We start from the raw sequence: 17,903 nt of genomic DNA, 5'->3' as shown, positions 1-17,903 counted from the left end.
TTCGCAATGCTGAAATCCATCCGTGCCGCCCTGGCGATGAGCGTTATAACATTAAGCGCCTTCGCGACGTCTTCAGCCTTCGCGGCACCGCTCAAGGTGGTGGCGAGCTTCACCGTCATTGCCGATTTTGCGAAAAATGTCGGCGGCGACCGCGTCAACATCACCACCATCGTCGGGCCGGACGGCGACGCGCATGTCTATGAGCCGAGCCCCGCCGACGCGGTGGCGATGGCTGGCGCCGACGTGGTGCTGGTCAACGGCCTGCATTTCGAAGGTTTTCTGCAGCGTCTGGTCGATGCCAGCGCCACCAAGGCCTCGATCGTCACCTTGACCAAGGGTGTCACGCCGATCGACTTCAAGCCGGAATTCGCCGATGCGGACGCCGCCGAAGGCGCCGACACCGGCGGCAAGACCGTCACCGACCCGCATGCCTTCCAGTCGATCGCCAACGCCAAGATCTATGTGAAGAATATTGCCGACGCATTCTGCACGGCGGACAGCGAAGGCTGCGAGAGCTACAAGGCCAACGCCGCGGCCTACACCACGAAGCTCGATGCGCTGGAAGGCGAAGTGAGGGCGGCGATCCAGTCGATCCCCGAGGCCAAGCGCGTGGTCATCACCTCGCATGACGCCTTCGGCTATTTCGAGCACGAATATGGCCTGACGTTCCTGGCGCCGCAGGGCATCTCGACGGATTCCGAGCCTTCGGCCGCCGACGTCGCCAAGCTGGTCGAGCAGGTGAAACAGGACAAGGCGGCGGCGATCTTCGTCGAGAACATCACCAATCCGCGGCTGATCGAGCAGATCGCCGGCGAAACCGGCATCAAGGTTGGCGGCACGCTCTACTCGGACGCGCTGTCCCAGCCCGACGGTCCGGCCTCGACCTATATCGACATGATGCACAACAACATCACGCAGATAAAAGGCGCGATCCTCGGCAGTTGAGCGGTTCGTGATCCAACCGGGCCAATTGGCCCGGTTGGATTTTCCGGTCCGGCATCGCTATTTGGCAGAGAAATCCTACGGCACGCATTGCCGCCCCTGCCCCGGAGTGGCATGACTGCCGCCAAAGAAGATTGCGAGGATAAGATCATGGAATACCGCCAGATCAGCGACGACTATTCGGTCTCCGGCCAGATCCAGCCCGAGGACATCGCCGCCATCAAGGATGCCGGCTTCAGAAGCGTGATCTGCAACCGGCCGGACAACGAGCAGCCGGGCCAGCCTCCGGCCGACAGCGTCAAGGCCGCAGCCGAAGCCGCCGGCCTTGCCTTCCGCTACATTCCAGTGATCAGCGGCCAGATCACCATGGACAATGTCGAGGACCAGGCAGAGGCGCTGGACGAGCTTGAAGGGCCGGTGTTTGCCTACTGCCGCTCCGGCGCGCGCTGCACCAACCTCTATGGTCTGATCCAGCAGGAGAGGGGTTGAAGCTGTCTGACTGACAGCCAATCTCGCAGTCTAGCGATCCGTCACACCCCCTCTGGCCTGCCGGCCATCTCCCCCGCAAGGGGGGAGATCAGCAGTTCGGCCGCCGGCTCCCACATTCAACGCTGGCGGTTGGCGAAAGCCGAGCGACAGCTAATCTCCCCCTTGCGGGCAGGGCTGTCCGGGGAAAATCTTTGCACAACGCAGACGAGTCTTTGCTCGCGCTTTCGCAACCTTCGATGGGCGCGATGTCCATTGTTTTTGCCGGCCAGCCGCAGCAGGTGCGGAAGAAGGAGCACCGATTGGGGTCCAAAGCTCGAAAAATGCAATCGATGCGAGTCCTCCATGGCCCTGTTCGCAACCGAAAAACTTTCCCCGGACAGCCCTGCCTTGCGGGGGAGATGGCCGGCAGGCCAGAGAGGGGTGCTGTCCCTCCAACATATCCGACGAGGTCCGCTGAATTAAATCGGCAGCGCGCCGGTTTCCTTCAGCGTCTCCAGCACGATCGCCGTTTTCACATGCTGCACGGATTCATGCGGCAACAGCACGCCGTTGACGAACTCCGACAATGATTTGAGGTCGGGCGTCACCACCTTCAGGATGTAATCCATCTCGCCGGTCAGCGCGTGCGCCTCCTGCACCTCGGGCAGGCGCGCCACCAGCTCGCCGAAGCGGCGAGCATTGTCGCGGTTGTGGGTGGCCAAGGTCACCGAAATCACATTGACCAGTGAGAAGCCCAGCCGGTCGCGATCGAGCACGGCGCGGTAGCCTTTAATATAGCCATCCTCCTCCAGCCGCTGGCGGCGGCGCGAGCATTGCGATGCCGACAGGTTGACCCGCTCCGAAAGGTCGTTGTTGGTGAGCCGCGCGTCATCCTGCAAAAGCGCCATTATCTTGCGGTCAAATTGATCGAGGCGCGCATCTTCCATGGATTTTCCTCCGATCATGCACGGTCCGCGCACATCAAGAACATTTCAAGCGGTTGAATGCAAGCACCGTGCGGCCGCTCCGCGCTATCATCGACAAAACTGGCCAAGCTTGGCCTCAACCGTTTTTGGAGGAACTGCCATGGGCCCCTTCCCGCACGACGCCCCGCCCGCCAAGATCAGCAAGACGAATCCCGCCGGCACCGACGGTTTCGAGTTCGTCGAGTTCGCGCATTCGGAGCCGGCAAAACTCGCCGAGCTCTTCACCCGCATGGGCTATGTCGCGGTAGCGAAGCACCGAGCCAAGGATATCACCGTCTGGCGCCAGGGCGACATCAACTACGTCGTCAATGCCGAGCCCGGTTCGCATGCGATGAAGTTCGTCGAAAAGCACGGCCCCTGTGCCGCCTCGATGGCATGGCGCGTGGTCGATGCCAAGCATGCCTTCGATCATGCCGTATCGAAGGGCGCGACGCCCTATGAAGGCACCGACAAGGCGCTCGACGTGCCGGCCATCGTCGGCATCGGCGGGTCGCTGCTCTATTTCATCGAAGCCTATGGCGAGAAGGGCTCGGCCTACGACGCCGAGTTCGAGTGGCTAGGCGAGCGCGACCCGAAGCCGGAAGGCGTCGGCTTCTACTATCTCGACCACCTCACCCACAATGTCTATCGCGGCAACATGGACAAGTGGTGGGACTTCTATCGCGACCTGTTCGGCTTCAAGCAGATCCATTACTTCGACATCGACGGCAAGATCACCGGCCTCGTCAGCCGCGCGATCACCTCGCCCTGCGGCAAGATCCGCATTCCGCTGAACGAGTCCAAGGACGAGACCAGCCAGATCGCCGAATATCTCAAGAAGTACAATGGCGAGGGCATCCAGCACATCGCGGTCGGCACCGATGCGATCTACGAGGCCACCGACAAGCTTGCCGCCAACGGGCTGAGGTTCATGCCCGGCCCGCCGGACACTTATTACGAGATGTCGCATGAGCGCGTGCACGGCCATGACGAGCCGATCGAGCGGATGAAGAAGCACGGCATCCTCATCGACGGCGAAGGCGTCGTCGATGGCGGCACGACCAAGATCCTGCTGCAGATATTCTCCAAGACCGTAATCGGGCCGATCTTCTTCGAATTCATCCAGAGGAAGGGCGACGAAGGTTTTGGCGAGGGCAATTTCCGCGCGCTTTTCGAATCCATCGAGCAGGACCAGATCAAGCGCGGCGTGCTGAAGGTGGGCGGCAAGGCGGCGTAAAGCCGGGCCTGCTTGCGACTCGACCAATTATGACCTAAATTATGGTCATAAAGGGTCCGATAATGAACATACCAATGGCGAAAGCAAAGGCCCAGCTCTCAGAGTTGGTAAAGCGTGCCCAAGCTGGTGAAGAGATCAATCTGACCCGGCATGGGGAAATTGTGGCAACCTTGAGCGCCCCTGCTCGGCCTGGCGGGAGCAAAGGCCTGTTTGGAGCTCTGAAAGGTAAAATCTGGATATCGGATGATTTTGATGAACTCGGTCCCGAATGGGACGAGTACATTAAATGAGCTGCAAATATCTAGTCGATACCCATATTCTACTCTGGGTACTCAACGCGGATTCACACCTTTCTGACCACCATCGCGACATTTTTCTCGCGGGCGAGGAAGTGATCGTCAGCGCCATCTCGGTGGCAGAGATCGCCATCAAGAAATCGCTCGGCAAAGTCTCGCTCACAGGCAACATCGTCGAAATCTTGCAGTCGAACGGCATTCCGATCCTCGGTGTAAATGAATTGCACGCAGCGAGGCTTGAGCATCTGCCGCTTCATCATCGTGATCCATTCGACCGTCTGCTCATCGCGCAGGCTCAAATTGAGGGCCTGACGATGGTCACCGCGGATCGGCATTTCTCAGCCTACGACGTGCCGCTGATCTGATCATCCAGCCCCAGCCGCTCAACCTCCGCTTTCCTCAGCTTGATGTCGTAATCGAGCAGGAACTCATCGAGCTGCGGCGGCGGGACGGAAGTGCCGGAAAGCATCGCGTGCACTTGGCCGCGATGGTGGATGTCGTGCAGGAAGACATGGGCGAGGATGTCACCGATCCTCTCCGGGATCATGCCGTCCTCGCGCCGGTCGGTGATGACGCGCCGGTCAAGATCGGCTTCCGACAAGCCGCCGCAGAAGGCCATGAGCTTACGGTCGAAATCGGCCTGTGCCGCAGCCAGGCTTGCCACATCATCGAACGGCACGAAGGTGTCGTAGGCCGCGGCGCCTAGTCCGCCATCCGTCAGGAAATCGAGATAGAGACGATCGACCGCGATGATATGGTTGAGCGTCTCCTTGATCGACGGGAAGAAGCTGGTGCGCTTGGCCTCGAACTCGCCGGGCTGGAGCGCCAGTACGGCGCGGTAGAGCCGATCGTTCGACCATAAATTGTTGCGCGCCATACGGCGCAGGTGCTCGAGCAGGGTCACCCTTTCAGGTTCCTTTCTCCCCCTCGTATTTCTCGACCTTCTGTTCGATGGCGCCGAAGATCGAATGGCCGGCCTTGTCCTTCATTTCGATGCGCACCGTGTCGCCGAAATGCAGGAAGGACGTCTTCGGCTCGCCGCCCTCGATGGTCTCGATCATGCGCAGCTCGGCGATGCAGGAATAGCCGGCGCCGCCCGCGGCTACCGGCTTGCCCGGCCCGCCGTCGAGCTTGTTGGAGACGGTGCCGGAACCGATGATGGTGCCGGCGGCGAGCGGCCGTGTCTTTGCGGCGTGCACGATCAGCGCCGGGAAGTCGAAAGTCATGTCGATGCCGGCATTTGCCCGTCCGAACGGCTTGCCGTTGAGGTCGACCAGCAGCGCAAGATTAACCTTGCCGCCGTCCCAGGCATCGCCCAGCTCGTCCGGCGTCACCGCGACCGGCGAGAAAGCCGAAGACGGTTTTGACTGGAAGAAGCCGAACCCTTTTGCGAGTTCCGGGCCGGTGATGGCGCGCAGCGTCACGTCGTTGACCAGCATGACGAGGCGAATCGCTTCGCGCGCCTCGTTCAGCCCGGCGCCCATCGGCACATCGTCGATGATGACGGCAACCTCGGCCTCCATGTCGATGCCGAAGGCCTCGTCCGCCATGCGGATCGGATCGCGCGGCGCGATGAAGGAGTCCGAACCGCCCTGGTAGATCAGCGGATCGGTCCAAAAGCTCGCCGGCATCTCGGCGCCGCGCGCTTTGCGCACCAGCTCGACATGGTTCACGTAGGCCGAACCGTCCGCCCACTGATAGGCGCGCGGCAGTGGCGAATGCGCGTCATGCTCGTGGAAGCGCGCCGAGGGCACGGCGTTGGTCTCCAGCGACTCCGCCATCGCCGCGAGATGCGGCGCAATCCGCCGCCAGTCGTCGAGCGCCGCCTGCAGCGTCGGCACCAGGAAGGAAGCATCGGTGAACCGCGTCAGATCGCGCGAGACCACGACCAGTTTTCCGTCGCGCGTCCCGTTCTTCAATGTGGCAAGCTTCATGCGGTTTCCTCTCCTGACGCGGTATATGCCGCTGACCCCACAACAAGGCTGTTACGGGCGATCGTCAAGCCGCCCGTTCAAGTTTTCCTGACACTGATACTGCGGGTCAGGTCCAGTCGCCCTCCGGCGTGCCGTTGAAACGCTTCTTCAGGTCGGCCCAGCAGTCGATGTAGTTTTCCTGCAGCGTGTCGAGCTCTGCGGCATAGCGCGTCAGCATCTGGGGAAAACGCGTCTCGAACATGAAAGCCATGGTGTTGTCGAGCTTGACCGGCTTCAGGTCCGCGCGGGTTGCTTTCTCGAAGCCGGACGCATCAGGCCCATGCGCCAGCATCTGGTTGTGCAGGCTGATGCCGCCGGGAACAAACCCTTCCTCCTTGGCATCATACTGGCCGTGGATCAGGCCCATGAACTCGCTCATGATGTTGCGGTGGTACCAGGGCGGTCGGAAAGTGTTTTCCGCCACCAGCCAGCGCGGCGGGAAGATGACGAAGTCGACATTGGCGGTGCCCGCCTCGCCGCTCGGCGCCGTCAGCACGGTGAAGATCGACGGGTCGGGGTGGTCGAAGAGGATGGCGCCGACCGGCGAAAAGGTCGACAGATCGTATTTATAGGGCGCGTAGTTGCCATGCCACGCGACCACGTCCAGCGGCGAGTGGCCGAGCTCGGTGACATGGAAAGTGCCGCACCATTTGACGATCAGCCGGCAGGGCGTTTCCTTTTCCTCGAACCAGGCGCAGGGCGTCTTGAAGTCGCGCGGATTGGCGAGGCAATTGGCGCCGATAGGCCCACGATCGGGCATGGTGAACTTCGCGCCATAGTTCTCGCAGACATAGCCGCGCGCCTCCTTGTCCGCGAGCTCGACCTTGAAGACGAGGCCGCGCGGCAGCACGGCGATCTCGCCGGGCCTGAGCTCGATGACGCCCATCTCGGTGACGAAGCGCAGCGCGCCGACCTGCGGCACGATCATGAGCTCGCCGTCGGCATTAAAGAAGTGGTCGTCGACCATATCGCGGTTGGCGACATAGACATGCGCCGCCATGCCCGACTGGCCGACGGCGTCGCCGGCCGTGGTCATGGTGCGCATGCCGGAAATGAAGTCGGTCGGCTCGGTGGGCATCGGCACCGGGTTCCAGCGATACTGGCCGAGCGCCAGCTCATGATCGCCGATGTTGGGGGCGGTCTTCCACCTGGGATAGCTCACGCCGTTGAAGCGGCCGGTGTGCCGGACGCTCGGGCGGATGCGATAAAGCCAGGAGCGCTCATTGGTACCGCGCGGCGCGGTGAAGGGCGAGCCCGAAAGCTGCTCGGCATAGAGGCCGTAGGCCGGCCGCTGCGGCGAGTTGCGTCCCTGCGGCAGCGAGCCTGGCAGCGTCTCGGTCTCAAAATCGTTGCCGAAGCCCGGCATGTAGGAAAAGGCCATCGCTTCCTCCTCGCGGATTGTCCGCCAGCCGCATCATCCAGAGCGTACGGTTTCGCGGATGTTGACCAAACTGGTTTCATTTGTAACCATTGAAAATGTAACTATCAACGGCGAACGATTGTCGATGGTGGGCCTGATGGAACCGGAAATCCTGGAGTTGGAAAGCTTCCTGCCCTACCGCCTCTACCGGCTGGCCGACACCGTGAGCCGCGAATTCTCGAAGATCTACAGGGAGCGCCACGGGCTGACGCGGCCGGAATGGCGCACGCTGTCGGGCCTCGGCCAACTCGGCACGATGACTGCGACGGAGCTCGGCGAGCAGTCGGCCATGCACAAGACCAAGGTGTCGCGGGCAGTGGCCGAGCTCGAACGGCGGCGATGGTTGACGCGGACGGCGGACGAGAAGGACCGCCGCGTCGAGCACCTGACGCTGACCAAGGCGGGGCTTGCCGCCTATCGCAAAATGGTGCCGCTGGCGAAGGCGTTCGAAAGGGAGTTGCTGGAGAAGCTGAGTGTGGAGGAGCGGGCGGCGATTGTCAGCGGAGTGGCCGCGCTGGAAGGAGCGTTATCCGCAGCGTAGCGATCCTTCACACCCCCGTCTGTCCTGCCGGACATCTCCCCCGCAAGGGGGGAGATCGGACTTTGCGAAGACTTTCGCCAATCTCATCCGTTGCAGAAATGGCGAGGCGTTGACACAGGCAATCTCCCCCTTGCGGGGGAGATGGCCGGCAGGCCAGAGGGGGGGCTGTCCCGCCGGCATTTCTAATGAACTACCAGTCCATAACCACCTTCCCGGAACTCCCGCTCCTCATCGCGTCAAACCCAACCTGGAAATCGTCGATGCCGATCCGATGCGTAATGAGCCCGGAAACATCGAGCGGGCCCTGCACCAGGGCGATCATCTTGTACCAGGTCTCGAACATCTCACGCCCGTAAATGCCTTTCAGGTGCAGCATCTTGAAGATGACCTTGTTCCAGTCGATCTCGAAACCGGTTGGCGCGATGCCAAGGATGGCGATCTTGCCGCCATTGTTCATGGCGTCGATCATGTCGCGGAAGGCGGGGGCTGCGCCCGACATCTCAAGCCCGACGTCAAAACCTTCGGTCATGCCGATCGAAGGCATCACATCGCGCAGCTTCTCCTTCGAGGCGTCGACGACGTGTTGGACACCGAGCTTGCGCGCCAGATCCAGCCTGACCGGATTGATGTCGGTGATGACGACTTTGCGCGCGCCGACGCATTGCGCCACGAGCGCGCCCATAATGCCGATGGGTCCGGCCCCGGTGACCAGCACGTCCTCGCCGACCAGATCGAAGGACAATGCGGTGTGAACGGCATTGCCTAGCGGATCGAAGATCGCGGCGATCTCGTCGGGCACGTCGTCGGGGATGGGCACGACATTGTGCTGCGGGATCGCCATGTATTCGCCAAAAGCGCCCGGACGGTTGACGCCGACGCCGAGCGTGTTGCGGCACAAATGCCCCCTGCCGGCGCGGCAGTTGCGGCAATGACCGCAGACGATATGGCCCTCGCCCGAAACGCGCTGGCCGACCTTGTATTCGGTGACCGCCGCGCCGTAGTCGGCAACCGTGCCGACGAATTCGTGACCCGTCACCATCGGCACCGGTACGGTCTTCTGTGCCCACTGGTCCCAGTTGTAGATGTGGACGTCGGTGCCGCAGATCGCGGTCTTGTTGACCTTGATCAGCACGTCGTTGGGGCCGATTTCAGGCACCGGCACCTCTTCCATCCAGATGCCCGGCTCGGCCTTGGCCTTCACCAGCGCCTTCATCATGTTCGACATTCTGGACTCCGATTATCCAACTACACCGAGCTCACGCCCGATCGCGCCAAACGCCTCGACGGCGCGGTCGATATCGGCGCTGGAGTGGGCCGCCGACATCTGCGTGCGGATGCGCGCCTGGCCTTTCGGCACCACCGGGAAGGAGAAGCCGATGACGTAGATGCCGCGCTTCAGCATGCGTTGCGCCATCTCCTGCGCAAGGGCCGCGTCGCCCAACATCACCGGGATGATCGGATGATCCGCGCCGGCAAGCGCAAAGCCGAGCTTGCCCATCTCAGACCGGAAACGTTGCGCATTGGCATATAGGCGCTCGCGCAGCGCGCCGCCATTGCGGACCAGCTCGAACACTTTCAGCGAGGCGCCGGCGATCGCCGGCATCAGCGTGTTGGAGAAAAGATAGGGACGCGAGCGCTGACGCAGCCAGTCGACCACCTGTTTCTTCCCCGACGTATAGCCGCCGGAAGCGCCGCCCAGCGCCTTGCCGAGCGTGCCGGTGATGATGTCCACCCTGCCCTCGACGCCGCAATGCTCGGCCGAGCCGCGGCCGTTCTTGCCGACAAAGCCGACCGCATGGCTGTCGTCGACCATGACCATGGCATCGTATTTCTCGGCGAGATCGCATACCCCCTGGAGGTTAGCGACAATGCCGTCCATCGAGAACACGCCGTCGGTGGCGATCAGCCGGAACCGGCAGTCCTTCGCCTCCTTCAGCCGCGCTTCGAGATCGGCCATGTCGTTGTTGGCGTAGCGGAAGCGCTTGGCCTTGGAGAGCCTCACACCGTCGATGATCGAGGCATGGTTCAACGCGTCCGAGATGACGGCGTCCTCCTCGCCGAGCAGCGTCTCGAACAGGCCGCCATTGGCGTCGAAGCAGGAGCCGTAGAGGATGGTGTCCTCCATGCCGAGGAAGGCCGAGATCGTCGCCTCGAGCTCTTTGTGTTCCTCCTGCGTGCCGCAGATGAAGCGCACCGAGGCCATGCCGTAGCCGTAGCGGTCGAGCGCCTGTTTCGCCGCCTCGCGCAATTCGGGGCTGTCGGCGAGGCCGAGATAATTGTTGGCGCAGAAATTCAGCACCTTCTGGCCGGCAACCTCGATCTCGGCCGACTGCATCGAGGAGATGACCCGCTCGGACTTGTAGAGTCCGGCCGATTTCAGCCCCTGAAGCTCGTTGTCGATATGGGAGAGAAACACTGCGCTCATGATCTGGCCCTGTTCGTTTGACGCGGACTGTCGCGCCACGGACAAGAAAAATCCATCGCAAAAACGACCGCTTCGGTGGCGTCGCGAAAGCTTTGCGATCAGGGCGGGATGACGATGCACTCAAATGCCAACTACGCCCGAAAGGACGCGATAACCATCTTGTCAGCTTTGTCACGCCGTCGGGATGAGCGCCGCGCCTGCTTGCCGAGCTGTTAACCCTTTCACGTCAAGGGTCTTCCCGCCACGAATCCACGGCAGGAATCCGTCGACCGGAGGGGTCACCAAGTTATGTCGCAGCAGCCAGTGCAGAGCGTTTCGCGCAAGCTGATTCTGCTCATCAAGACCGGCTACTGGCTGGCGCTCATGATCATCGCCGCCATGGTGATGGCGTCCTTCGTCCTTCTGCAGCAATTGATGGCGCAGCAGCAGCACAATGATGCGCTGCTCGATATCGTCTCGACGCAGAAGGCGCTGTCGCAGCGTGTCGTCTTTCTGGCCAGCGCCACCGGTGCTGCCTCGCGCGACAAGCAGCCGGCGCTTGTCACCGCGCTCAAGCAGGCGACGGCCGAATTCGAGACCAACTACGAGCGGCTGCTCAAGGAGACCGGCGCCGATCCGCTGTCGCCGGCACGCAACGATCCGAAATCGATCGAGTATGTGCTGTTCAGCAAACCGTTCCACCTCGACTATTTCTCGGTCGGCCTGATCGCGAATGGCGATCGATTGGTATCGTCTTTCGAATCGCAGCTCGGCATGAAAAGCGACGGCTACAAAGGGGGCGGTGAACGCGTTGGCCTCGACGCCTCCGTCGCCAACGCGACCCTGTCCGGCTATGCCGCGCTCGGCCAGCGCATCAGCGCCTTTGCCAACGAGCGGTCTGACGAGATGCTCGACCTGCACCGCACGCTGTTCTTCGCCACCATCGGCGTCATCGTGCTGGTGGCGCTGTTCATCTTCCGGCCGATGTCGAAGGCGATCCTGCGCAAGACGCATGAGCTGGTCGACGCGCGCAATTCGATGGCCTTCATCGCCGTGCATGACGGGCTGACCGGCCTGCACAACCGCACCTTCCTCACCGATCACTTCGACACGCTGATCAAGGGCGCGCAGCGCCGCCGCGAGCGACTGGCGGTGATCCAGTTCGACCTCGACCGCTTCAAGCAGATCAACGACACTTTGGGGCACGCAGCGGGCGACTATGTGCTTGTCGTCACCGCCCAGCGCATGCGCGATTCCTGCCGTGCGTCGGATCTTTGCGCCCGGCTCGGCGGCGACGAATTCGTGATGATCCTCAACGGCGCCGGCTCCACCGAGGACATCCATGCCCTGGCCAAGCGCATCCTCGGCGAAATCAACGAGCCGATCATCTTCCAGGGCACGACCATCATGCCCGGCGCCAGCGCCGGCATCGCCGTCTACCCGATCGATGCCGACAATGCGCAGGACCTGCTCGTCCATGCCGATCTCGCGCTCTACTCCGCCAAGAAGCTCGGCGGCGGCAGCTTCTCCTTCTTCTCCGAAGAACTTCGGCGCGAGCTCGACTACCGCAAGCAGCTCGAACAGGACATCCGCACGGCGATCGCGGAAAAGACCTTCGAGGTCTATTTCCAGCCGCAGGTGTCGCTGACCAGCGGCAAGATCAGCGGCATCGAGGCGCTGGTGCGCTGGAAGCATGCCGCGCGGGGCATGATCTCGCCCGGCGAATTCATCCCTGTGGCGGAGAAATGCGGCTTCATGCCGGATATCGGCCGCATCGTGATCACCAAGGCGATCAACGAAGCCGCCGAGTGGGACCGCGCCGGCATCGACTTCGGACGCATCGCCGTCAACGTCTCGGGCACCGAGCTGCGCGAGCCGGACTTCGACCAGTTCCTGTTCGGAACGCTGGAGCGGGCCGGGCTCGCGCCGCAGAAATTGTCGCTGGAAATCGTCGAATCCGTCATCCTCGACGACGAAAAGACCGGCATCGCCGCCAAGCTCAGGCATATCCGCGCCGCCGGCGTGCACCTCGAGCTCGACGATTTCGGCACCGGCTATGCTTCGCTAAGCCACGTCAACCCGAACGAGATCGACCGGCTGAAGATCGATCGCCGCTTCGTCCAGAACATCAACGAGAACGGCGACAACACCAAGATCGTGCGCGCCATTACCGAGCTTGCCCGGGGTCTCGGCATCTCGATCGTCGCCGAAGGCGCCGAGACCGAGGCCGAGCTCGATTCCCTGATGGCGATCGGCTGCGACCAGGTGCAGGGCTATTCGATCGCCTTTCCGATGCCCCAGGACAAGGCGCGCGAATGGCTGCTGGCGCGCAGCCCGAAGAAGGCGAAGCTCAAGGTGCTGCAAGGCAGCCTGGCCTGAGATGCGCCGATATTCAGGTGAGGCCGGCCTACAAATGGCGGCTTCCTGCGCTTCCGGTGCTCACGTACGTTAAGTACGCTCCGCTCCGGCCTTCGCCGGCCGAAGCCCTCATAAGGGTCTCCTCTCTATGAAGGCTACGGCCGGCGAAGGCCGGTTCTCGGAATCCGCCATTTTCGACTCGGCCTGACCTGAATCTCAACGCATCTCGGCACCTAGCCATGCTTGACAAGATCGGCGCGAAAATAGCGGCTCGCCGTGATTGCAACCGGATTTCGCGGATGCTGTTTCGTCTCGTCCTGTTATTCCTGCTGCTCGTCGCATCGCCGGTTCTGGCCGCCGACCGCATCGTTTATCTCACCTTCGATGACGGTCCGCTCGCCGGCACCGCCAACATTCTGGACGTGCTGCAGGCAGAGCAGGTGCCGGCAACTTTGTTCATGGTCGGCATGCATGCCGAGGCCAACGCGACCAATCGGGCGCTGGTGCAGCGGGCGAAGTCGATGCCGCTGGTGACGATCGGCAATCACAGCTACAGCCACGCCTATAATCACTACCGGCATTTCTACGGCGACACCGAAGGCGTGGTCGCCGACATGCTGAGGGCGAATACCGTGCTTGGCCTAAAGCCCGCCGTACACGCGCGGCTGCCCGGGCGCGACGTGTTCCGGCTGCCGTCGATGTCGAAGGACGACAACTCGCTCGGGCTGGCGCAGGCCGGACGCGAGGATCCCGACTACGAGTTCGTCGCCGCGTCAGGCTTCTGGCTCTATGGCTGGGACCATGAGTGGGTGCATGAGGACAGCGGCAAGCCGGTGCAGAGCGTCGACCATCTGGTCAGCGAGATCGACCATCTGTTCGGCTACGGCCATTTCGTCAAGCCGGGCAAGCTGATCCTGTTGATGCATGACGAGATGTTCCAGGACGCCTTCGACGGCAAGGCGAAGCTCACGGCGCTGATTGCGGCGCTCAGGCTGCGCCGCTACGCTTTCGGCGCCATCCAGACCTATGATTGAGGCGGTTTAGTCCCCGACATTCCCACGTAGTGCTGCAAGCACGTCCGCGAACTCGACCAGCCTCTCATCGGCAATTCCCGCCCGCAGCCGCTTGTCGAAGGCGATCGCTGCCATCCGTAATCTCTCGAACATGGCTTCGCCGGCCTCGGTCAGCGCCACCTGGTGGACCCTGCGGTTGTCCGGATCGCGGCGGCGCGTCAGCAACCCTTGCGCCTCCATGGAGTTGAGATGATGCGTCAGCGTCGCGCCCTGGATGCCGATCATGCCGGCAAGCTCGCGTTGGTTGGCAAGTTCCTTGGACTTGACCGAGAGCAAGGTCAGCCAAACCGGCAGCGTGCCACCGGCCTCCACCAGGGCGGCGTCGAAGGCTTGCGCCACCACCTTGGCGGTGCGGGCGAGATTCATGCCGACGGGCGGGCGATCAAAAGGCGTCATGGCCGGACACTAGAACAAGCAACGGATCGGCGGAACTCTGCATGAGGAATTGACATCTAACCATTAGATATCTAACTTTTGTCCTATTGATGGTGTTGCCAAAGCGACTGACAGCGAAAGCGGCACGCCGGCGGCGGGCGAACGAGAGGAATGCGGTCATGCAATATGTCTACATCGTCGTTATCGGCCTGCACGTTATGGCCGGCGTTTTCTGGGCCGGCACGACCATCGCGGTTGCCCGCGATTCGGAGATCAAGGCAGAGCACTTCATCCGACCGCAACTCGGTGCCTCCGGCGTGGTTTTTCTGACCGGCCTACTACTCTGGTATTTCTTCCACCAGGGTGCTTTCGGCTCGATGGAGGTAGTGCTCGCGCTGGGCATTGCGGCGGCGCTGATCGCCACGGGTGTGCAAGGCGCCCTTGTGGCCTCTGCCAGCCGGCAATTGGCCGGCGCCGATGCGGCAAAGCAAACCCAGCTGCGCGCAAAGATGACCAGAGGCGAACGCATTGCCGGCCTGCTGCTGGTCATCACCGTGTTTTGCATGGCGACCGCCAGGATGTTCTAACCAAGGCCAAATCGCACGGCACCGGCGCAGGCTGGCGACCGTGCGCGGCGCACCGGACCAACGCGGCAGGTGGCTCTCCTTGCGAAGGTCCGGTGCGTTTCTCCAACCCGCGGTGGTTCGGCGTCAGAGCAGTTCGGCGTTTCACAGAATCGCTGAACCGCTTTGAGTATTTGTTTTCGCCCAATTCCGGGCGGAGGGCTACGGCGAAGTCGCCGAGCCTAAACGTTACACACTTTTCCTGGAATTGCTCTAGATCACCTCGACCGAACCGCCACGCAGATTTTCCCGACGCAGCTTTATGTAGGCGCGCATGTTTGGCGCGATGCGAAAACCTTCCAGCTTGGGCTCGTGCAACGCGGCCGCCCACGCCTGCGTCTCGTACAGACTGCCATAGGTTTCTATGGTCGCGGCCAAGCGCTCACGACCCAGGCGTCTGGCGAGGATAGCGCAAGCCGTGATCCGCGATCCTATCGACCGGCCATATTTGGGCGCGAATGCCAGCCCTCCGTCAGCCAAGTCATCGATCTCGTGGGCAAGCCGCAGAAACAGGACGTCCTCGTCGCCTGCCGGCACACCTTTCTCTACAAGGCGCTCGGGATCTCCAGTGTCGAACTTCATTGCATCGACCCGCGCGACGAGACCTTCCACCGTGGCTCCGATCTTTTGCTCCAGCCACCTGCGATGCGCATCGCTGCGCCGGCTGGACTTGCCGTCCGGATACTGGCCGCTGTCATACGCGGCGTGAAACATCGCCGCGATGACAAGATCAAGGTCCTTGTCGAAATGCGCGACCGATGACGCTGCCCCCACCGCATGGCAGATGAAAGGCCGTCCCGTCTTGCGGTAGCGGCCGTTGAACATTGCACACCCCACGCGGTAGGCCTTTTGGACGCGGACGATATCGTCCACCGCATGCCCGGCTTCGTAAAGTTGCATATAAAGCGCCGTGTTGGTCTGGCGCGGAACAAATAGTTCGGTCAAGCAAGCCCCCGACTGTGCAGACCCTTCAGCACAGGTTGTGCCTCCCCTGGATCGGCGCCAGAAAATTGCAGATACAACCAACCGAGTCCAGTCTTGCTGAATGCAGTGTGGCCAAGTCCAGTCTGACCCGCTTGGCCTGCTTAGACTCAGATCCGGATCCCGAACCTGATGCCGTCATAGATGGCGGCGTGGATGTTGCGCGAGGCGACCGCGTCGCCGATGCGGAACAACACGAAGCCGCCTTCGGGATTGCGCTGCGGAAAAATATCGCCGCCGCCGACCAGCCGCTCGTAGTCGACCGCGCCGCCATTCTTCGACAGCGGCTTCAACGAAAGATAGAGGTCGTCAAGGGGGGCCGTGCCATGCTCGACCACCACTTGGTCGACGCGCCGCTCGCCGCGCCAGCCATCGGCGAAGTCGGACGCCAGCTCGGCGATGAGCTGGTTGCCCTCGCGGCGCACGGAGCGCAAGCGGGTGTTGATGGTGACGGTGACGCCTTTCTCGTGGAAGGCCCGGATATAGGGCACATGGTTCAGGCCGCCCATTTCCGGCGCGAAGAAACGCTCGGGCGAGACCAGCTCCAGCTTCGCGCCGCTGTTGGCGATGAGTGCCGCCGCGCCCATGCCCTGATGGCCGCCATTGTCATCGTAAAGCAGGACATTCTCGGCCGGCTTGACGCTACCTGCCATGATGTCCCAGCTCGAGGTGACGAGATTGTCGCCCGCCGTCAGCGGCGGATTCTGCGGCAGGCCGCCTGTCGCGACGATCACCACGTCCGGCGACAGCGCGAGAACGTCGTCCTTCTCGGCCCAGGTGTCATAACGGATCTCGACGCCAAGGCGATCCAGTTCTGCCAATCGCCAGTCGACGATCCCAATCAGTTCCTTGCGGCGCGGGTTCTGGGTTGCGAGCCGCACCTGGCCGCCTGCCTGGCTGGACGCTTCGAGCACCGTCACCCGATGGCCGCGTTCGGCCGCGACACGCGCGGCTTCCAGGCCGCCGACGCCGGCGCCAACGACCACCACCCGCTTCCTCGGTCCTTCGCTTTTCGCGATGACATGCGGGATCGTCGCTTCGCGGCCGGTCGCGGCATTGTGGACGCAAAGCGCCTCGCCGCCTTCATAGATGCGGTCGAGGCAGTAGGTTGCGCCAACGCAAGGACGTATCTCGTGCTCACGGCCCTCCATCACCTTCTTGACGATATAGGGGTCGGCAATGTGGGCGCGCGTCATGCCGACCATGTCGAGCTTGCCGGTGGCGATCGCATGGCGCGCGGTAGCGACGTCGGAGATGCGCGCCGCATGGAAGGTCGGGAACTTGGTCGCCGCCCTCACCTCGCCGGCGAAGTCGAGATGCGGCGAGGAACGCATGCCGGTCACCGGGATGACCTTGGTCAATGCCGCGTCAGTCTCGATCGAGCCGCGGATGATGTTGAGGAAATCGACTTTGCCAGACTTGGCCAGCCGCCTGGCGATCTCGACGCCCTCCTCCTTGGGCAGGCCCTTCTCGAAATCCTCGTCGGCGACCATGCGGATGCCGACCACGAATTTTTCGCCGACCGCCGCGCGCACCGCGTCCAGCACCATGTCGGTGAAGCGCAGCCGGTTGTCGAGCGAGCCGCCGAATTCGTCATCGCGATGATTGGTCGCTGGCGACCAGAAGCCGTCCATCAGATGGCCGTAAGCTTCGAACTCGATGCCGTCGAGGCCGGCCGCCTGGCAGCGCTGAGCGGCCGCCGCATAGTCGGCGACGATGCGCTCGATGTCCCAATCCTCGATGGTTTTCGGAAAGGCGCGATGCGCCGGCTCGCGCACCGGCGAGGCCGAAAGCACCGGCAGCCAGTCGGCCTTGTTCCAGCCGGTGCGGCGGCCGAGATGGGTGATCTGGATCATCACCTTGCAGTCATGCTCATGGCAGGCCTCCGCCAGCTCCGCCAGCCACGGCACGATGCGGTCGTCATAGACATGCAAATTGCCGAAGGCGGCCGGGCTGTCGCGCGACACGATCGCGGAGCCCGCCGTCATGGTCAGCGCCATACCGCCCTTGGCCTTCTCGGCATGGTAGAGCCGGTAGCGCTCCTTCGGCATGCCGTCCTCGGAATAGGCCGGCTCATGGCTGGTCGACATCACCCGGTTCTTCAGCGTCAGGTGCTTGAGCTGGTACGGTTGGAGAAGCGGGTCGTTGCTGGTCATCGTCTTCCTGCCGTTTTCAAATTGTGCGGGAGCAACGTGCGGCTCCTGTTTCCGTTTCACGCATCGGACCACCCGAAAAACCGCTGCACAT

At 62.5% G+C, this 17,903-nt stretch carries 18 protein-coding genes; 9 read left to right on the top strand and 9 right to left on the bottom strand.

Going from position 1 to position 17,903, the window contains the following annotated elements:
* Positions 1 to 6 precede the first annotated feature (6 nt).
* Together aztC and EJ071_RS23700 are read left to right on the top strand one after the other, a co-directional pair.
* The gene (gene aztC, locus EJ071_RS23705) at positions 7 to 945 is read left to right on the top strand and encodes a zinc ABC transporter substrate-binding protein AztC (RefSeq protein ID WP_126100035.1); all 939 of its coding nucleotides are present in this window, start codon (positions 7 to 9) and stop codon (positions 943 to 945) included.
* Positions 946 to 1,092: 147 nt separating this feature from the next.
* Entirely contained in the window at positions 1,093 to 1,431 is a 339-nt protein-coding gene (locus EJ071_RS23700) for a TIGR01244 family sulfur transferase (RefSeq protein ID WP_126100034.1), read from the top strand.
* Between the two features lie 458 nt (positions 1,432 to 1,889).
* Here the strand turns inward: EJ071_RS23700 and EJ071_RS23695 are convergent, their stop codons facing one another.
* Positions 1,890 to 2,357, bottom strand: a complete 468-nt coding sequence (locus EJ071_RS23695; RefSeq protein ID WP_126100033.1) for an Lrp/AsnC family transcriptional regulator — start codon at positions 2,355 to 2,357, stop codon at positions 1,890 to 1,892.
* Between the two features lie 139 nt (positions 2,358 to 2,496).
* On the opposite strand from EJ071_RS23695, the gene hppD reads away from it, so the two are divergent.
* The 3 genes from hppD (at position 2,497) to EJ071_RS23680 (ending at position 4,273) form a co-directional block, all read left to right on the top strand.
* A complete protein-coding gene (gene hppD / locus EJ071_RS23690; RefSeq protein WP_126100032.1) occupies positions 2,497 to 3,612 on the top strand; it encodes a 4-hydroxyphenylpyruvate dioxygenase in 1,116 nt (371 codons plus the stop codon).
* Between the two features lie 62 nt (positions 3,613 to 3,674).
* Entirely contained in the window at positions 3,675 to 3,902 is a 228-nt protein-coding gene (locus tag EJ071_RS23685; protein ID WP_126100031.1) for a type II toxin-antitoxin system prevent-host-death family antitoxin, read from the top strand.
* On the top strand, positions 3,899 to 4,273 hold the full coding sequence (locus EJ071_RS23680) for a type II toxin-antitoxin system VapC family toxin (protein WP_126100030.1): 375 nt from the start codon (positions 3,899 to 3,901) through the stop codon (positions 4,271 to 4,273). The genes EJ071_RS23685 and EJ071_RS23680 overlap by 4 nt, the downstream gene beginning before the upstream one ends.
* On the opposite strand, the gene EJ071_RS23675 is transcribed toward EJ071_RS23680, so the two are convergent.
* From EJ071_RS23675 to hmgA, 3 genes are all read right to left on the bottom strand, one after another.
* Entirely contained in the window at positions 4,252 to 4,812 is a 561-nt protein-coding gene (locus EJ071_RS23675) for a DinB family protein (protein ID WP_126100029.1), read from the bottom strand. The two genes, EJ071_RS23680 and EJ071_RS23675, sit on opposite strands and share 22 nt — an antisense overlap.
* Before the next feature lie 4 nt (positions 4,813 to 4,816).
* On the bottom strand, positions 4,817 to 5,842 hold the full coding sequence (locus EJ071_RS23670; protein WP_126100028.1) for a fumarylacetoacetate hydrolase family protein: 1,026 nt from the start codon (positions 5,840 to 5,842) through the stop codon (positions 4,817 to 4,819).
* Positions 5,843 to 5,948: 106 nt separating this feature from the next.
* A complete protein-coding gene (hmgA, locus tag EJ071_RS23665; RefSeq protein ID WP_126100027.1) occupies positions 5,949 to 7,262 on the bottom strand; it encodes a homogentisate 1,2-dioxygenase in 1,314 nt (437 codons plus the stop codon).
* Positions 7,263 to 7,398: 136 nt separating this feature from the next.
* Here hmgA and EJ071_RS23660 point away from each other — a divergent pair, with 136 nt between their 5' ends.
* The gene (locus EJ071_RS23660; protein WP_189521192.1) at positions 7,399 to 7,842 is read left to right on the top strand and encodes a MarR family transcriptional regulator; all 444 of its coding nucleotides are present in this window, start codon (positions 7,399 to 7,401) and stop codon (positions 7,840 to 7,842) included.
* A 190-nt stretch (positions 7,843 to 8,032) separates the two neighbouring features.
* Here the strand turns inward: EJ071_RS23660 and tdh are convergent, their stop codons facing one another.
* Both tdh and EJ071_RS23645 read right to left on the bottom strand, forming a co-directional pair.
* Complete coding sequence (gene tdh / locus EJ071_RS23650; RefSeq protein ID WP_126100026.1) at positions 8,033 to 9,067, bottom strand: L-threonine 3-dehydrogenase; 1,035 nt, start codon at positions 9,065 to 9,067, stop codon at positions 8,033 to 8,035.
* 12 nt (positions 9,068 to 9,079) lie between these two features.
* Positions 9,080 to 10,267 carry a glycine C-acetyltransferase gene (locus tag EJ071_RS23645; RefSeq protein WP_126100025.1) on the bottom strand — a complete coding sequence of 396 codons (1,188 nt, stop codon included), beginning with the start codon at positions 10,265 to 10,267 and terminating at the stop codon, positions 9,080 to 9,082.
* A 288-nt stretch (positions 10,268 to 10,555) separates the two neighbouring features.
* On the opposite strand from EJ071_RS23645, the gene EJ071_RS23640 reads away from it, so the two are divergent.
* Positions 10,556 to 12,625: an EAL domain-containing protein gene (locus tag EJ071_RS23640; RefSeq protein ID WP_126100024.1), complete on the top strand. Its 2,070-nt coding sequence runs from the start codon at positions 10,556 to 10,558 to the stop codon at positions 12,623 to 12,625.
* A 278-nt stretch (positions 12,626 to 12,903) separates the two neighbouring features.
* Positions 12,904 to 13,638 carry a polysaccharide deacetylase family protein gene (locus EJ071_RS23635; protein WP_126100023.1) on the top strand — a complete coding sequence of 245 codons (735 nt, stop codon included), beginning with the start codon at positions 12,904 to 12,906 and terminating at the stop codon, positions 13,636 to 13,638.
* Positions 13,639 to 13,644: 6 nt separating this feature from the next.
* Here EJ071_RS23635 and EJ071_RS23630 read toward each other — a convergent pair whose 3' ends face one another.
* Positions 13,645 to 14,073: a MarR family winged helix-turn-helix transcriptional regulator gene (locus EJ071_RS23630; RefSeq protein WP_126100022.1), complete on the bottom strand. Its 429-nt coding sequence runs from the start codon at positions 14,071 to 14,073 to the stop codon at positions 13,645 to 13,647.
* 158 nt (positions 14,074 to 14,231) lie between these two features.
* Between EJ071_RS23630 and EJ071_RS23625 the strand changes: the two genes are divergently transcribed.
* Positions 14,232 to 14,639, top strand: coding sequence for a hypothetical protein (locus tag EJ071_RS23625; RefSeq protein ID WP_126100021.1), 408 nt, complete (start codon positions 14,232 to 14,234; stop codon positions 14,637 to 14,639).
* Positions 14,640 to 14,888: 249 nt separating this feature from the next.
* Here EJ071_RS23625 and EJ071_RS23620 read toward each other — a convergent pair whose 3' ends face one another.
* Together EJ071_RS23620 and EJ071_RS23615 are read right to left on the bottom strand one after the other, a co-directional pair.
* Positions 14,889 to 15,620, bottom strand: coding sequence for a hypothetical protein (locus EJ071_RS23620; protein WP_245459955.1), 732 nt, complete (start codon positions 15,618 to 15,620; stop codon positions 14,889 to 14,891).
* Positions 15,621 to 15,766: 146 nt separating this feature from the next.
* Positions 15,767 to 17,812, bottom strand: a complete 2,046-nt coding sequence (locus tag EJ071_RS23615; protein ID WP_126100020.1) for an NADH:flavin oxidoreductase — start codon at positions 17,810 to 17,812, stop codon at positions 15,767 to 15,769.
* Between the last annotated feature and the right edge of the window lie 91 nt (positions 17,813 to 17,903).

The organism is Mesorhizobium sp. M1B.F.Ca.ET.045.04.1.1, from assembly GCF_003952465.1.
GTDB classification, from domain to species: domain Bacteria; phylum Pseudomonadota; class Alphaproteobacteria; order Rhizobiales; family Rhizobiaceae; genus Mesorhizobium; species Mesorhizobium shonense.
The sequence above is the reverse complement of the archived record's forward strand: the minus strand, read 5'-3'. Positions and strand labels throughout refer to the sequence as shown.

Coding starts and splice junctions, on each gene's coding strand:
- EJ071_RS23700 (WP_126100034.1), top strand. CDS start 1,093: ATGGAATACCGCCAGATCAGCGACGACTATTCGGTCTCCGGCCAGATC.
- EJ071_RS23645 (WP_126100025.1), bottom strand. CDS start 10,267: ATGAGCGCAGTGTTTCTCTCCCATATCGACAACGAGCTTCAGGGGCTG.
- hppD (WP_126100032.1), top strand. CDS start 2,497: ATGGGCCCCTTCCCGCACGACGCCCCGCCCGCCAAGATCAGCAAGACG.
- EJ071_RS23695 (WP_126100033.1), bottom strand. CDS start 2,357: ATGGAAGATGCGCGCCTCGATCAATTTGACCGCAAGATAATGGCGCTT.
- EJ071_RS23640 (WP_126100024.1), top strand. CDS start 10,556: ATGTCGCAGCAGCCAGTGCAGAGCGTTTCGCGCAAGCTGATTCTGCTC.
- EJ071_RS23630 (WP_126100022.1), bottom strand. CDS start 14,073: ATGACGCCTTTTGATCGCCCGCCCGTCGGCATGAATCTCGCCCGCACC.
- EJ071_RS23660 (WP_189521192.1), top strand. CDS start 7,399: ATGGAACCGGAAATCCTGGAGTTGGAAAGCTTCCTGCCCTACCGCCTC.
- aztC (WP_126100035.1), top strand. CDS start 7: ATGCTGAAATCCATCCGTGCCGCCCTGGCGATGAGCGTTATAACATTA.
- EJ071_RS23670 (WP_126100028.1), bottom strand. CDS start 5,842: ATGAAGCTTGCCACATTGAAGAACGGGACGCGCGACGGAAAACTGGTC.
- EJ071_RS23625 (WP_126100021.1), top strand. CDS start 14,232: ATGCAATATGTCTACATCGTCGTTATCGGCCTGCACGTTATGGCCGGC.
- EJ071_RS23615 (WP_126100020.1), bottom strand. CDS start 17,812: ATGACCAGCAACGACCCGCTTCTCCAACCGTACCAGCTCAAGCACCTG.
- EJ071_RS23680 (WP_126100030.1), top strand. CDS start 3,899: ATGAGCTGCAAATATCTAGTCGATACCCATATTCTACTCTGGGTACTC.
- EJ071_RS23635 (WP_126100023.1), top strand. CDS start 12,904: ATGCTGTTTCGTCTCGTCCTGTTATTCCTGCTGCTCGTCGCATCGCCG.
- hmgA (WP_126100027.1), bottom strand. CDS start 7,262: ATGGCCTTTTCCTACATGCCGGGCTTCGGCAACGATTTTGAGACCGAG.
- EJ071_RS23685 (WP_126100031.1), top strand. CDS start 3,675: ATGAACATACCAATGGCGAAAGCAAAGGCCCAGCTCTCAGAGTTGGTA.
- tdh (WP_126100026.1), bottom strand. CDS start 9,067: ATGTCGAACATGATGAAGGCGCTGGTGAAGGCCAAGGCCGAGCCGGGC.